The following is a 13,663-nucleotide window of genomic DNA, read 5'->3' as shown; positions in this document are numbered from 1 at the left end:
GGATGAGCCTTGCACCAGCCCTCGCCCCCTTGGCCGCGCGCATGCCGCGCCGCTTTGGACGCATGGCGCTGGTGCTTGCGGCAACTGCGCTGCTGGGGGCCTGCGTCCCCGGCCCGACAGTGCGCAGCACAACGCTCTATCCTGTTGCGGCGTCGTCGCTGTCACAGGATGAACGGCAGGCACTGACCCGCCGTGCTTTTGCTTATGACCAGTTGCTGATGCAAGGTAATCTGCCCGCCCTGCGGGACTTCCACCCGCCGCGGATGGCGGATGCGCTGGCCGCGGACAATGACCGCACCATTGCGCAGATGATCCGCGTCAGCGACGAAGCCTTTGGCGATACGGCGCCGGGCGTTCTGGTGGTCGGACGGATGTTGGTGGACCGGGCGGGCATCGGCACGACGGACGACGGCCGCCCCTTTGCGCTGATCCCCACCCGGACCCTGATCGCCTTTGGCCGCACCGGCGGCACAGGGGCCGCGACCGTCGTGCAGGGCGTCACGCTGGCCTTTCCCGAGGCCGGGCAATGGTATTTCCTGCGCCTGACCGACGCGCGATCCGTCACGGCCTTGCGCCGCGCCTATCCGCAGTTCCGGGGCATTCCGCTGCCAGAGGGGGCGGGCTGATGGGGATAAAGGCAACGCTTTTAGCTCTGGCACTCGTCGCGCCTGCTGCCGCCCAGGATCAGGGCGGTCTGGCACGGGTGCTGGCCGATTATGCCCGCATCAAATCTGCCGATGGCGTTGCCCCGTTGATGCCATTCCTGCCTGAACGGCTGTTGCAACAGGCGGCGGACGAGTTGGGCCAAACCGTGCCGGACCTGTTGCTGGCCATGGCGGCACAGCATCCCGACAACACCCCCAAGCCGCTGCGTGTGACCATTGAAATCGCCCCGATGGACCCCGGCTTGGCTGACTGGCACCAAACGACCGATGGCGTTGATTACGCGCTGTTGCCGATGCAGACGACCATGACCAGCGCGCGCGGCATCTGCGCCACGCAGACCACCGCCGTCGCTTTTACCGAACAGGGCCGCTGGCGCATCTATGACATCGGCGACCCCGAAAACCGCGCCCTTATGCTGGCCGCTTATCCCGAATTTGCGGATCTGCCGCCGCTTGACCACGCAATAACCTGCGACACCCCGGAGGAAAAATGACCGAAGCCTATATCTACGACGCCGCCCGCACCCCGCGCGGCAAGGGCCGCCCCGATGGCAGCCTGCACGAAGTCACCTCGGTCGCGCTGTCGGCGCGGCTGCTGAACGCGATGGCCGAACGCAGCGGGCTGACAGGCCACGCGGTCGAGGATGTGATCTGGGGCAATGTCACGCAGGTCAAGGAACAGGGCGGCTGTCTGGCGCGCTCTGCCGTGCTGGCGTCCGATCTTGACGAAAGCATCCCCGGCCTGTCGATCAACCGTTTCTGCGCATCGGGGATGGAGGCGGTGAACATCGCCGCCAACCAGATCAAGGGCGGTGCGGGCGATGCCTATATCGCCGGCGGCGTCGAGATGATGAGCCGCGTCGCCATGGGCAGCGACGGCGCGGCGATTGCGGTTGACCCCGCGCTGACCTTCCCAACCTATTTCGTCCCGCAAGGGATCAGCGCCGACATCATCGCCACCGAATACGGGTTCACCCGCGAACAGGCCGACGCTTTGGCCGTCGAAAGCCAGCGCCGCGCGGCAGAGGCCTGGGCGGACAACCGTTTCGCCAAATCCATCGTGCCGGTCATCGATCAAAACGGCCTGACCATCCTTGAGCGCGACGAATATATGCGCCCCGGCACCACGGTCGAGGATCTGGCGAAGCTCAAGCCCAGCTTCAAGGAAATGGGCGAGGTCATGCCCGGTTTCGACAAGGTGGCGATGCTGAAATATCCGCATCTGGCCGCGATTAATCACATCCACCACGCAGGCAATTCCTCGGGCATCGTGGATGGCGCCGCCGCCGTGCTGATCGGGAACGAGGCCTTCGGCAAGGCCCACGGTCTACGCCCCCGCGCGCGCATCCGCGCCACCGCCAAGATCGGCACCGATCCGACGATCATGCTGACCGGCCCCGTCCCCGTGACCGAGAAAATCCTGCGCGATTCCAGCATGTCGATCAGCGACATCGACCTGTTCGAGGTAAACGAGGCTTTTGCCAGCGTCGTGCTGCGCTTTATGCAGGCGTTCGAGGTGGACCCGGCGCTGGTCAACGTCAACGGCGGCGCAATGGCGATGGGCCACCCGCTGGGTGCGACCGGGGCCATCATCATCGGCACCCTGCTGGACGAATTGGAACGTCGCGACCTGACCACCGGGCTGGCCACGCTGTGCATCGCGTCCGGCATGGGCGCGGCGACGATTATTGAACGTGTATAAGGGGCAACGGATATGACCGATTTTACTATGAAAACCGGCGACGACGGTGTTGCCATCATCACTTGGGACGTTCAGGGCAAATCCATGAACGTGCTGTCGATGGACGGCGCATCAACGCTGAACAGCCTGATCGACGCCGCCTTGGCCGATGATGCTGTCAAGGGGATCGTCATCACCAGCGGCAAGCCCGATTTCGCCGCAGGCATGGACCTGAACGTGGTCGCCCAGATGAAAGAGGGCGGGGCGCAGGCGGTGTTCGACGGCATCATGACGCTGCATGGCGTGCTGCGCAAAATCGAGCGTGCGGGGATGGACCCGAAAACGCTGAAGGGGGGCAAGCCGATTGCGGCGGCCCTGCCCGGCACCGCGCTTGGCATCGGGCTGGAACTGCCGCTGTCCACGCATCGCATCTTTGCCGCCGACAATCCCAAGGCCAAGATCGGCCTGCCGGAAATCATGGTCGGCATCTTTCCCGGTGCAGGCGGCACGACGCGGCTGGTGCGCAAGCTGGGCGCGATGGGTGCCGCGCCCTTCCTGCTGGAAGGCAAGCTGTCCGACCCGAAAAAGGCCAAAGCAGCCGGGATCATTGACGAGGTTGTGGACGATCCGCTGGCTGCCGCCCGTGAATGGGTGCTGACTGCGAAAGACGCTGATCTGGTCAAGCCGTGGGACGCCAAGGGCTATAAGATGCCCGGCGGCGAACCCTATCACCCCGCCGGTTTCATGACCTTCGTCGGCGCCTCGGCCATGGTGCATGGCAAAACCAATGGCGTCTATCCGGCCGCCAAGGCACTGCTGTCGGCGGTTTATGAGGGCGCGATGGTGCCGTTCGACACCGCCCTGAAAATCGAAGCGCGCTGGTTCACCAAGGTGCTGATGAACCCCTCGTCCAGCGCGATGATCCGCAGCCTGTTCATCAACAAAGAGGCGCTGGAAAAAGGCGCGAACCGCCCCGACGCGCCTGATCAAAAGGTGAAAAAGGTCGGCATCCTCGGCGCAGGGATGATGGGCGCGGGCATCGCCTATGTCAGCGCAATGGCGGGGATCGAGGTCGTGCTGATCGACGCCAAGCAAGAGGCGGCCGAAAAGGGTAAATCCTATTCCGCCGACCTTCTGGACAAAGCGATCAGCCGCAAGAAATCGACCGAGGAGAAAAAGGCCGAGGTTCTGGCCCGCATCACCCCGACCACCGATTACGCCGCGCTCAGCGGCTGCGATCTGATCGTCGAGGCCGTGTTTGAAGACCCCGCCATCAAGGCCGAGGTGACGCAAAAAGCCGAAGCCGTGATCCCGCAGGACGCGATCTTTGCCACCAACACCTCGACCCTGCCGATCAGCGATCTGGCCCGCGCCAGCGCCCGGCCCGAACAGTTCATCGGCATCCACTTCTTTTCCCCGGTGGACAAGATGTTGCTGGTCGAGATCATCAAGGGCAAACAGACCGGCCCCCGCGCCGTCGCCAAGGCGCTGGATTTCGTGCGTCAGATCCGCAAGACACCCATCGTGGTCAATGACGCGCGGTTCTTTTACGCCAACCGCTGCATCATCCCCTATATCAACGAAGGTATCCGCATGGTGGGCGAGGGTGTGAACCCGACGCTGATCGAAAATGCGGCCAAGATGATGGGGATGCCGCTGGGTCCGCTGCAACTGGTGGATGAAACCTCGATTGATCTGGGCGTCAAGATCGCCAAGGCCACCCGTGCGGCCATGGGCGATGCCTATCCCGACGGCGCGGTGGATGAGGTGATCTTCAAGCTGGCCGATCAGGGCCGCATGGGCCGCAAGGCCAAGGCCGGATTCTATGATTACGATGATGCGGGCAAGCGGCAGGGCCTCTGGTCCGGCCTTGATACCGCATGGCCGCAGGCTGACGACCAGCCCGACCTGATCGAAGTGCAGCACCGGCTGATGTTCGCGCAATCGCTGGAGGCCGTGCGCGCGCTGCAAGAAGACGTGCTTGAGGACATCCGCGAAGGTGATGTCGGCGCGATCCTGGGCTGGGGCTTTGCGCCTTGGTCTGGCGGGCCGTTCAGCTGGCTGGACATGCTGGGCGCGGCAAAGGCGGCTGACATTGCCGATGGCCTGACCGCCCGTCACGGCGCGCGGTTCGAAACCCCTGCGCTGCTGCGCGAGATGGCCGAAAAAAGCGACAGCTTCTATGGCCGCTTTGGTCAGCAGGGCAAAGCCGCGTAACATGGCCCCCGGTTGTTGAAAAATATGGGCGCGGACATGGTTCGCGCCCTTTGCTTTGGAACTTTCATCCCGCCATCCCGTTGATCCGCCGCAAAATCCGCCTATGCTGCGGACGATCTTCCATGGCCGCAGCACCGGCCCGTAACAAGGATGACAGGATGACCGAGGAAACCCGCCTTCGCGCGCAGGCCACGCTGGACGAAATCGAACAAGTCACAGCCGTTGTCTTGCCCGAACCCGCAGCCGAGGTCGTGCCGCTGACTCAGGCTCCGCCGCCGGTGGCCGACGAAATCCGCAAGCGGATGGATGAAATCAACATCCATGATACCGGATCGGTCGTGCATTTCGGCAGCCGCGCGCAGTCGGGCTTGCAGGAAATCAGCCAAAAGATGCTGGCCGATGTAAAGAACAAGGATGTTGGCCCTGCCGGCGAATCGCTGCGTAATATTGTGACGACGATCCGCGGCTTTTCCGTCAGCGAACTGGATGTGCGGCGCGAACGGTCGTGGTGGGAACGCCTGCTGGGCCGCGCGGCGCCCTTTGCCAAATTCGTGGCGAATTACGAACAGGTGCAGGGCCAGATCGACCGCATCACCGCCGATCTGGAAAACCACGAACAGCGGCTGCTGGTGGACATCAAATCATTGGATGTCCTGTATGACCGCACGCTGGCCTTCTATGACGAACTGGCGCTGTATATTGCCGCAGGCGAGGAAAAGCTGCGTGAGATGGACAGCACCATCATCCCCGCGAAAGAGGCCGAACTGAAGGCCGCAGGCGAGGATCAGCAGGTGATGGAGGCGCAGGAACTGCGCGATCTGCGCAGCGTGCGCGACGATCTGGAACGCCGTGTCCACGACCTGAAACTGACCCGTCAGGTCACGATGCAGTCGCTGCCCTCGATCCGGCTGGTGCAGGAAAACGACAAATCGCTGGTGACAAAGATCAACAGCACGCTGGTGAACACCGTGCCGCTGTGGGAAACCCAGCTTGCGCAGGCCGTCACCATCCAGCGCAGTGCCGAGGCAGCGCGGGCCGTCAAAGGGGCCACCGATCTGACCAACGAGCTGCTGACCCGCAATGCCGAAAACCTGCGCCAGGCCAACACTGCGATCCGCACCGAAATGGAACGCGGCGTGTTCGACATTGAATCGGTGCGCACCGCCAATGCCGAACTGATCGCCACCATCGAAGACAGCCTGCGTATTGCCGACGAAGGCAAGGCCCGCCGCGTCGCCGCCGAGGCCGAATTGCAAAAGATGGAAGGCGAGCTGCGCGATACCTTGGCCAGCGCGCGCGCGCGCCAGACCTCGCCCGCGCGGACCTGATCGCGGATGCGGCGCGGCGGCCTGCTTGGAGGATTGGCGCTGGCGGTTCTGCTGGCCGGTTGCGCCGCGCGCGCGCCCGATCCGGGCAGCGAAGCAACCGCCCCTGCCCCGGTTGCCGCGCCCACGCCCCCCGCCCCCAAACCGGATCGGCCTGCACGACCCACGCAGGCCGAATTGATGCAGGCGCGGGCCGAGGCTGCGCGCCAGACCAACCGGGCCGCAACCAGCGGACCGACCGCAGCCAGCCGCAACATGCGGCTGTATCTGGCCACCGCCGAAGCCGGGCTGTTATCGCGCGGCAAGCTGCGGATGGACACCAATCCCCGCGATATTCGCTTTGACGCGGCAACGTTGGCGCAGAATTTCTTTCGCATCGCGCTGCGCAACGAATACGCCCCCGACGGTCGCCGCCACCCGGACGGGCAGGAAACGCCTGCGCCATTGCGCCGCTGGACGCAGCCAATCCGGCTGCAACTGGAATTCGGCGCCTCGTCCGATATGGCCGCGCAGCGCCGTGACCGGGCCGAGATCGGCGGCTATGCTGCACGGCTGGCGCGGGCATCGGGCCATCCGGTCAGTCTGGCCAGCGATGGCGGGAATTTTATCGTCCTCATTCTGTCCGAGGACGAACGCCGCGCCATAGGCCCACGGCTGGAACGCCTGATCCCCGGCATCCCGGCCGAGGATGTCGCCGCGATCCGCAACTTGTCACCGCAGAATTACTGCGCCGCCTTTGCCTATTCGCGCGGCGGCGGGCCGGAATATGTGAACGCCGTTGCCATTCTGCGCGCCGAACTGCCTGCCCGCCTGCGCACCTCGTGCATTCACGAGGAACTGGCGCAGGGCATGGGCCTTGCCGCCGACAGCCTGCGCGCCCGCCCCTCGATCTTTAACGATGACGAGGAATTCGCCCGCCTGACCCGGCACGATGAATTGCTGCTGCGCATCCTTTACGACCCGCGCCTGCGCCCCGGCATGACCCAGGCCCAGGCCGAACCCATCGTCCACCGCATCGCCGCCGAACTGACCGGCGGATCGTAAACCCTGCCAAGGAACCCGGCCATGTCCATCTTTGACTTTATCTCTGGCGAATTCATCGACGTGATCGAATGGGTGGATAACACCCGCGACACGATGGTCTGGCGTTATGAAACACGCGGGCGGGCAATCAAATACGGCGCGAAACTGACCGTGCGCGAAGGGCAGGCCGCCGTGTTTATCCACGAAGGCCAGTTGGCCGATGTATTCGGCCCAGGCCTGTATATGCTGGAAACCAACAACATGCCGGTGCTGACGCGGTTGCAGCACTGGGATCACGGCTTCCGCAGCCCGTTCAAATCGGAAATCTATTTCGTCAACACTACCCGGTTCAACGATCTGAAATGGGGCACGCGCAACCCGATCATCGCCCGCGATCCTGAATTCGGCCCGGTCCGGCTGCGGGCGTTCGGCACCTATTCGATGCGTGTGACCGACCCCGGCCTGTTCATGCGCGAAATCGTCGGCACCGACGGTGACTTTACCCGCGACGAGATCGCATTCCAGTTGCGCAACATCATTGTGCAGGAATTTTCGCGCATGATCGCCGGGGCCGGAATTCCGGTGCTGGATATGGCAGCGAACACCGACCAGTTGGGCAAGATGGTCGCCAAGGCCATTGCACCCACCGTTGCCGCCTATGGCCTGACCATCCCCGAATTTTATATCGAAAACATCAGCCTGCCGGATCAGGTGGAAAAGATGCTGGATAAACGCACCAGCATGGGAATTGTCGGCGATCTGGACCGTTTTGGGCAATATGCGGCCTCGGAATCCATGCTGAACGCCTCGCAGAACGCGGGCGGGGCGGGGGCCGGATTCGGCGCCGCGATGGGGGCTGCGCTGGGGATGGGGGCACGCGGTCCGTGGGGCGCGGTGCCACAGCAACAGTCCGCGCCGCAGGCCGGTGGCGCTGCCGCTGCGCCGCCGCCGCTGCCGGGCAAATCAGTGGAAACCGTCTGGCACGTCGCCATCGACGGCAAGGCCGAGGGGCCGTATGGCCGCGGCCATCTGGGCCGCATGGCCGCCGAAGGGCAGTTCGGGCGCGATACCTTGGTCTGGACGCCCGGTCAGGATGGTTGGCAACCCGCCGATGACGTGCCGGAACTGGCGCAATTGTTCACCATGCTGCCGCCGCCCGTGCCTTCGGCCCCCAAGGCTGACTAAGTCGTGCCCACCCCACGCAGCGAATACCGCTGGCCCTGTGAAAGCTGCGGCGCCAGCCTGCGCTTTCAGCCGGGTCAGCGGGAACTGATTTGCGACCATTGCGGCCATCGTCAAAGCATCGGCGATGGTCCGGCCCGCGCCCCCGCGCGCCAGTCCGCTGGCGGGGCCGAGGGCGAACAGGCGATCCTGCTGGACCCGTCCACAGGCCGCGCTCTGCAATGGGATGCACAGCACAAAGTCCCAGATCTGCGAGAAATTCCGCTGGACAAGGGGCTGCGGCTGGACGCTGCGGGGGCCGACATCGTGGAGCAGGTGCGCACCCTGTCCTGCCCCAATTGCGGCGCCAAGATCGAGGCCGACCCGGATCGCCACGCCACCGCCTGCCCGTTCTGCGCCACGCCTGTCGTCACCGACACTGGCGCGACACGGCAGATCAAACCGCAAGGCGTGCTGCCCTTTATCGTGACCGAGGAACAGGCCAAGGCCGCGCTGGACGACTGGCTGGGCAGCCTGTGGTTCGCGCCCTCGGGGCTGACCGCCTATGCGCGGCGCGGGCGGCGGATGACCGGGGTCTATTCCCCGTTCTGGACCTTCGACGCCGCCACCCGCAGCCAATACAGTGGCCAGCGCGGCGATGCCTATTACGAAACCGTTTACGTCACGCAGGAAATCAACGGTCGCCGTCAGCAGGTGCCGCGGCAGGTGCGACGGGTGCGCTGGTCGCGCGCCTCGGGTCAGGTCGCGCGGGATTTCAACGATGTGCTGGTGCTGGCCTCGACCTCGCTGCCGCGCCGGTTCACCGATGGGCTGACGCCGTGGGATCTATCGCATCTGGTCGAATACCGCCCTGATTATCTGGCCGGGCTGACCGCCGAGGGCTACACCGTGCCGCTGGCCGAGGGGCATGGCATCGCCCGCCAGGAAATGGCCGGGGTCATCGCCATGGATGTGCGCCGTGCCATTGGCGGCGATGAACAGCGCGTTGAACGGATCGCCACCAATTTTCGCGACGAAACCTTCAAACACATTCTGCTGCCGATCTGGACGGCGGCCTATAAATACAACGGCAACAGCTATCGTTTTGTGGTGAATGGCCAGTCGGGGCGGGTGCAGGGTGAACGGCCCTATTCAGTGTGGAAAATCGCGCTGGCCGTCATTCTGGCCCTGCTGGTGATGGCCGCTGTGCTGTTCGCCGCGCAAGAGGGCGGCTATGTTCAGTTCAGCAGCGGAGGCGGCCTGTCGATCGACGCGCCGGGCGGCTATGTGATCCGGGGGTATTAGCGGCGGATCGCACCATCCGCCGCCACCCTGCGCGGGTTAATGTGTCAGCATCTCGCCCACGATCTGAGCGGCGCTCAGACCGGCGGGGTAATAAGTCGGCCAGTTGGTCAGTTCGCCCAGCAACCGATCACGGTCGTCGCCCCAATACAGGTGAAAATGATCCGACGCCTCGGGCGCGATGCGGTGATCGCTGAACTGGATGAATTGCGGTGCGGCCTCATCCCCGCCAACCTTTTCAAAGACATAGCGCACGCCACGATTGCCCTTTTCATAGGCCAGAATAACATAGCCATCATCGGCATATTGCCCGGTCACGACATCGGCGCGATAAAACGTCACGCTGTCACCCTGGATCGTGATGCGATCCACATCGGTGCGATAGCCGGTTTCGTAATAGGCGCGGTATTCCGCCGCCGTCTTGTCACCATGGGCGGCTTTCTCCGTCATCACCGGGTCCAGCGCGCCGCTGGTCAGGTAGGGATAGACCGACTGCCATTCACCCGCCCAATCTGACAGCGGCCGGGCCTGCACCTGCCCGTCGTCGAAATAACCCTTATGGATCTGTTCCGCATCCCTGTCGTGATCGTGGCTGCCATGGGCGGCGGCGGGCGTGGCCAGCATCATTGTGGCAATGACCGTGCAGGTCGAAAGAGCGGGTATAAGGCCAGGCATTGCGATATCCTTTTTTATGTTATGATATATCATATCAATCACATTTTGTAGTCCGCTGCAATCCCTCGACGCAATCATACCCGCCGCAGCGCAAGGCCCCCTACCGCTCGCACCTGTTAACCGCTAACATCCGGCAAATTTGGGGGGTGAGTATGATCCTTTGCGCAGGCGAATCGCTAATCGACATGGTGCCGGACGGGGTGGGGGCATTTTTGCCGCTGCCGGGTGGGGCGGTGTATAATACCACGGTCGCCTTGGGCCGGCTGGGCTGCCCGACCGCTTATCTGTGGCCGATCAGCCGCGATCCGTTCGGCGAACAACTGCTGCGCCCGCTGGCCGAAGCGGGGATCAACACCGACCTGTGCCCCCGCACCGACCGGCTGACCACGCTGGCCTTTGTCACCCTGATCGGGGGCGAGGCACGCTATTCCTTTTATGACGAAGGCTCGGCCGGCCGGATGCTGAGCGCGACCGACCTGCCGCCCCTGCCCGGCGATGTGACGGCGCTGTTCGCGGGCGGCATCAGCCTTGTGCCCGATCCCTGCGGCGCGGCGGTCGAGGCGCTGATCGAGCGCGAACACCACCGCCTGCCGGTGATGCTGGACCCGAACATCCGCCCGTTTTTCATCACCGATCCCGCCGCATATCGTGCGCGGCTGAACCGGCTGCTGCCGATGGCGGATATTGTCAAACTGTCCGCCGATGATCTGGACTGGCTGTTTCCCGATTTGCCCGCCGCCGATGCCGCACGGCAGGTGCTGAAGATGGGGCCGCGGATCGTTCTGCAAACCGGCGGCGAAGCGGGTGCCCATGCGCATTGGCAGGGCACGCCGGTCGCCGCCCCGGCGGTGCAGGTGCAGGTGGCCGACACCATCGGCGCGGGCGACACCTTTAACGCCGGGGTGCTGGCCAGCCTGTCGCAGCAGGGCGTATTGTCAAAACAGGGGCTAGCCGCGCTGACGCCGGATCAGTTGTTGACCGCGCTAAGCCTTGGTGCCCGTGCGGCGGCTGTTACCGTGTCGCGGGCGGGGGCCAACCCACCATGGGCGCGTGAACTGGATCTGTAAGGGCGCTACAGCGCCCCGAATGCCCGCTTTTGCCGGTCAGACCAGCGCAGGTGCAGGCGCTGACCATCTTCGGTGGCCAGTTCTGACTGGACGACACCGGCCTGATGCAGCCACGCGCGGCGGCGGCCATCGTCAAAGGGCAGAACCAGCGTTTCATCGAACAGCGGTTCGTCCAGTGCCTCGGCCAGACGGGCTTCGATGGCGGCGATCAGATCATCCAGTCCCTCGCCCGTCAGGGCACTGACGGCCTGCACGCCTGCGGTCCGGGCGTCGGTGCGGCGCAGCGCCTCACGCGAGTCGGGCGGCAGAGCGTCGATCTTGTTCCAGACCTCGATCTGCGGAAAGGTCTCATCCACGCCCAGTTTGCCCAGAATATCGGCCACATCTGCAGCCTGTTCGGCGGTTTCCGGATGGCTGATGTCGCGCACATGCAGAATCAGATCGGCCTCAAGCACTTCTTCCAGCGTGGCGCGAAAGGCAGCGACCAGTTCATGCGGCAAATCGCTGATAAAGCCCACGGTGTCGGACAAAATTACTTGCCGCCCACCGTTCAGACGGATGCCGCGCATCGTCGGATCCAGCGTGGCGAACAGCATGTCCTTGGCCATGACATCGGCCCCGGTCAGGCGGTTGAACAGCGTCGATTTCCCGGCGTTGGTGTAACCGACCAGCGCGACGATGGGATAGGGCACCTTGGCCCGCGCGGCGCGGTGCAGGCTGCGGGTTTTCACCACCCGTTCCAACTGACGGCGCAGCCGGACCATCTGTTCGTCGATGGCGCGGCGGTCAGCCTCGATCTGAGTTTCGCCGGGGCCACCGACAAAGCCCAAACCGCCCCGCTGCCGCTCAAGGTGGGTCCACGCCCGCACCAGCCGGGTGCGCTGATAGGCCAGCGCGGCCAGTTCAACCTGCAACACGCCTTCACGCGTGCGGGCACGGTCGGCAAAGATTTCCAGAATCAACCCGGTGCGGTCCAGCAGCTTGACGTCCCACGCCTTTTCCAGATTGCGCTGTTGCACCGGGCTGACCGGACCATCGATCAGCACCAGTTCCGCCTCGGCATCGCGCAGGGCCGCGCCCAGTTCATCGACCTTGCCGCTGCCGAACAGGGTTGCCGGGGTGACAGCACGCAGCCGCGCCACCTCGGCCCCGACGATCTCGGTTCCGGGCAGGGCATGGGCCAGCGCCGCCGCCTCGGCCAGCGCATGTTCGGGGGTGCGGCGCTGATTGCGCCCGTGACCCAGATCAGGGTGAATCACATAGGCACGGGTCGGCAAAGCCTCGGTCGAGGTGGGCTGCGCCAATCAGTCCTCGCCTTCATACAGGCTGATTGGCTGACCGGGCATGATGGTGCTGATCGCATGTTTATAGACAAGCTGCGACTGGCCGTCGCGGCGCAACAACACGCAAAAGTTGTCAAACCAGGTTATGACCCCCTGCAACTTTACGCCGTTGATAAGAAAGATCGTGACCGGCACTTTTGCCTTGCGGACGTGGTTGAGGAACGCGTCCTGAAGGTTTTGCTTGTCGCCAGCCATTGGTTTTTCCATTCGTGTTGTTGGCCTGTTTCCTTAACATCTAGGGCAAGCGAACGACCCATGCAAGCGGCACGGATTGCATGTCCCGCAAATCACACTTTGCATCGTCGGCATTTTTTTCCGTTAAAGATTAATGCCGTAGCGTTATGATCTATTAGCTCGAAATTTTTCTATACTTTTAGGCAAAAGGCGCTTAAGGCGATTCTCGGTCATCATAAGGCCATGATGCCCGGCTCACCGGCACAGGGCATTCGACAGTCGATTCAGTTTGTGTTTCAGGAGTAGTTACGATGTCACGAATCGTGAAATATCTGACAATTGCCACCACCGCATCGGTTATGGCCGTTTCGGCACAAGCCGCCACCATGGATCTTGTTCACCAAGGGGACGATCTGTGGGGTGAACCTGCGCTGCATCAGGACGTCTTTGTCACTTACGGCGGTGTTCGCTGGGGTCTGGGTGCCGGCGTCATGCGCCTGATGGATACTGTCAGCGGGTCGGCAATTACCGCCTTTTGCGTGGATGTGACCCGTTGGATCACCAACCCGCCGGGCCAATATGAAATCAGGGAAAGCTGGTTCGCCCCCACTGTGACCGCGAACATTCAGGCGCTGTTCAACACCGCCTATGCTGCGGTGGACAATGCCGCCAGCGCCGCCGGGTTCCAGATGGCCCTGTGGGAAATCGTGACCGAGAGAGAAGGCAATCCGCTGAGCCGCACCTCGGGCAGCTTCAGGGTGCGCGGCACCGTCGAGGCCAACGCCTATGCTGACAGCTATCTGGCTGGCCTGACCGGCCCGGCCACGCAGCAATACAGGCTGAGCTTTCTGGACAGCCTGACCACGGGGCCGGGCAATATCGGTCAGGATCTGGTCGCGGTCGCCCCGGTGCCCCTGCCCGCCAGCGTCCTGCTGCTGGGTGGTGCGCTGGCCGGTATGGGCGCGCTGCGCCGCCGCCAGAAAAAGGTCTGAGCCACGACAGACAGGCACAGCCCTACATCACAGAGGGT

Annotated in this window: 13 protein-coding genes; 10 read left to right on the top strand and 3 right to left on the bottom strand. The window is 63.8% G+C overall.

The features are described from left to right. Nucleotides 1–2: 2 nt before the first annotated feature. From Q4G22_RS02795 to Q4G22_RS02760, 8 genes are all read left to right on the top strand, one after another. Complete coding sequence (locus Q4G22_RS02795) at nucleotides 3–626, top strand: hypothetical protein (protein ID WP_303384366.1); 624 nt, start codon at nucleotides 3–5, stop codon at nucleotides 624–626. After that, the gene (locus Q4G22_RS02790; RefSeq protein WP_303384365.1) at nucleotides 626–1,159 is read left to right on the top strand and encodes a hypothetical protein; all 534 of its coding nucleotides are present in this window, start codon (nucleotides 626–628) and stop codon (nucleotides 1,157–1,159) included. Before Q4G22_RS02795 ends, Q4G22_RS02790 begins: the two co-directional genes overlap by 1 nt. After that, nucleotides 1,156–2,367 carry an acetyl-CoA C-acetyltransferase gene (locus Q4G22_RS02785; protein ID WP_303384364.1) on the top strand — a complete coding sequence of 404 codons (1,212 nt, stop codon included), beginning with the start codon at nucleotides 1,156–1,158 and terminating at the stop codon, nucleotides 2,365–2,367. The genes Q4G22_RS02790 and Q4G22_RS02785 overlap by 4 nt, the downstream gene beginning before the upstream one ends. A gap of 12 nt (nucleotides 2,368–2,379) precedes the next feature. Then, nucleotides 2,380–4,563 carry a 3-hydroxyacyl-CoA dehydrogenase NAD-binding domain-containing protein gene (locus Q4G22_RS02780; RefSeq protein WP_303384363.1) on the top strand — a complete coding sequence of 728 codons (2,184 nt, stop codon included), beginning with the start codon at nucleotides 2,380–2,382 and terminating at the stop codon, nucleotides 4,561–4,563. 158 nt (nucleotides 4,564–4,721) lie between these two features. Beyond that, complete coding sequence (locus Q4G22_RS02775; RefSeq protein WP_303384362.1) at nucleotides 4,722–5,891, top strand: toxic anion resistance protein; 1,170 nt, start codon at nucleotides 4,722–4,724, stop codon at nucleotides 5,889–5,891. Between the two features lie 6 nt (nucleotides 5,892–5,897). Continuing rightward, a complete protein-coding gene (locus Q4G22_RS02770) occupies nucleotides 5,898–6,932 on the top strand; it encodes a DUF2927 domain-containing protein (protein WP_303384361.1) in 1,035 nt (344 codons plus the stop codon). 21 nt (nucleotides 6,933–6,953) lie between these two features. Then, nucleotides 6,954–8,096 carry an SPFH domain-containing protein gene (locus Q4G22_RS02765; protein ID WP_303384360.1) on the top strand — a complete coding sequence of 381 codons (1,143 nt, stop codon included), beginning with the start codon at nucleotides 6,954–6,956 and terminating at the stop codon, nucleotides 8,094–8,096. 3 nt (nucleotides 8,097–8,099) lie between these two features. Then, nucleotides 8,100–9,377 (top strand): zinc ribbon domain-containing protein, encoded by a 1,278-nt coding sequence (locus Q4G22_RS02760; protein WP_303384359.1) that lies wholly within the window; start codon nucleotides 8,100–8,102, stop codon nucleotides 9,375–9,377. Between the two features lie 36 nt (nucleotides 9,378–9,413). On the opposite strand, the gene Q4G22_RS02755 is transcribed toward Q4G22_RS02760, so the two are convergent. After that, nucleotides 9,414–10,001, bottom strand: a complete 588-nt coding sequence (locus tag Q4G22_RS02755) for a metal-binding protein ZinT (RefSeq protein WP_303384398.1) — start codon at nucleotides 9,999–10,001, stop codon at nucleotides 9,414–9,416. 200 nt (nucleotides 10,002–10,201) lie between these two features. On the opposite strand from Q4G22_RS02755, the gene Q4G22_RS02750 reads away from it, so the two are divergent. After that, on the top strand, nucleotides 10,202–11,116 hold the full coding sequence (locus tag Q4G22_RS02750; RefSeq protein WP_303384358.1) for a carbohydrate kinase: 915 nt from the start codon (nucleotides 10,202–10,204) through the stop codon (nucleotides 11,114–11,116). 5 nt (nucleotides 11,117–11,121) lie between these two features. Here the strand turns inward: Q4G22_RS02750 and hflX are convergent, their stop codons facing one another. Beyond that, a complete protein-coding gene (gene hflX / locus Q4G22_RS02745) occupies nucleotides 11,122–12,420 on the bottom strand; it encodes a GTPase HflX (RefSeq protein ID WP_303384357.1) in 1,299 nt (432 codons plus the stop codon). Beyond that, the gene (hfq, locus tag Q4G22_RS02740; RefSeq protein ID WP_020949330.1) at nucleotides 12,421–12,654 is read right to left on the bottom strand and encodes an RNA chaperone Hfq; all 234 of its coding nucleotides are present in this window, start codon (nucleotides 12,652–12,654) and stop codon (nucleotides 12,421–12,423) included. A gap of 302 nt (nucleotides 12,655–12,956) precedes the next feature. Here hfq and Q4G22_RS02735 point away from each other — a divergent pair, with 302 nt between their 5' ends. After that, complete coding sequence (locus Q4G22_RS02735) at nucleotides 12,957–13,625, top strand: VPLPA-CTERM sorting domain-containing protein (protein WP_303384356.1); 669 nt, start codon at nucleotides 12,957–12,959, stop codon at nucleotides 13,623–13,625. Nucleotides 13,626–13,663: the final 38 nt, after the last annotated feature.

Origin of the sequence: Paracoccus sp. (in: a-proteobacteria), from assembly GCF_030538655.1 — a bacterium.
Lineage (GTDB): Bacteria > Pseudomonadota > Alphaproteobacteria > Rhodobacterales > Rhodobacteraceae > Paracoccus.
Note: the sequence above shows the minus strand (reverse complement) of the source record. Positions and strands in the feature narration are given on the sequence as shown.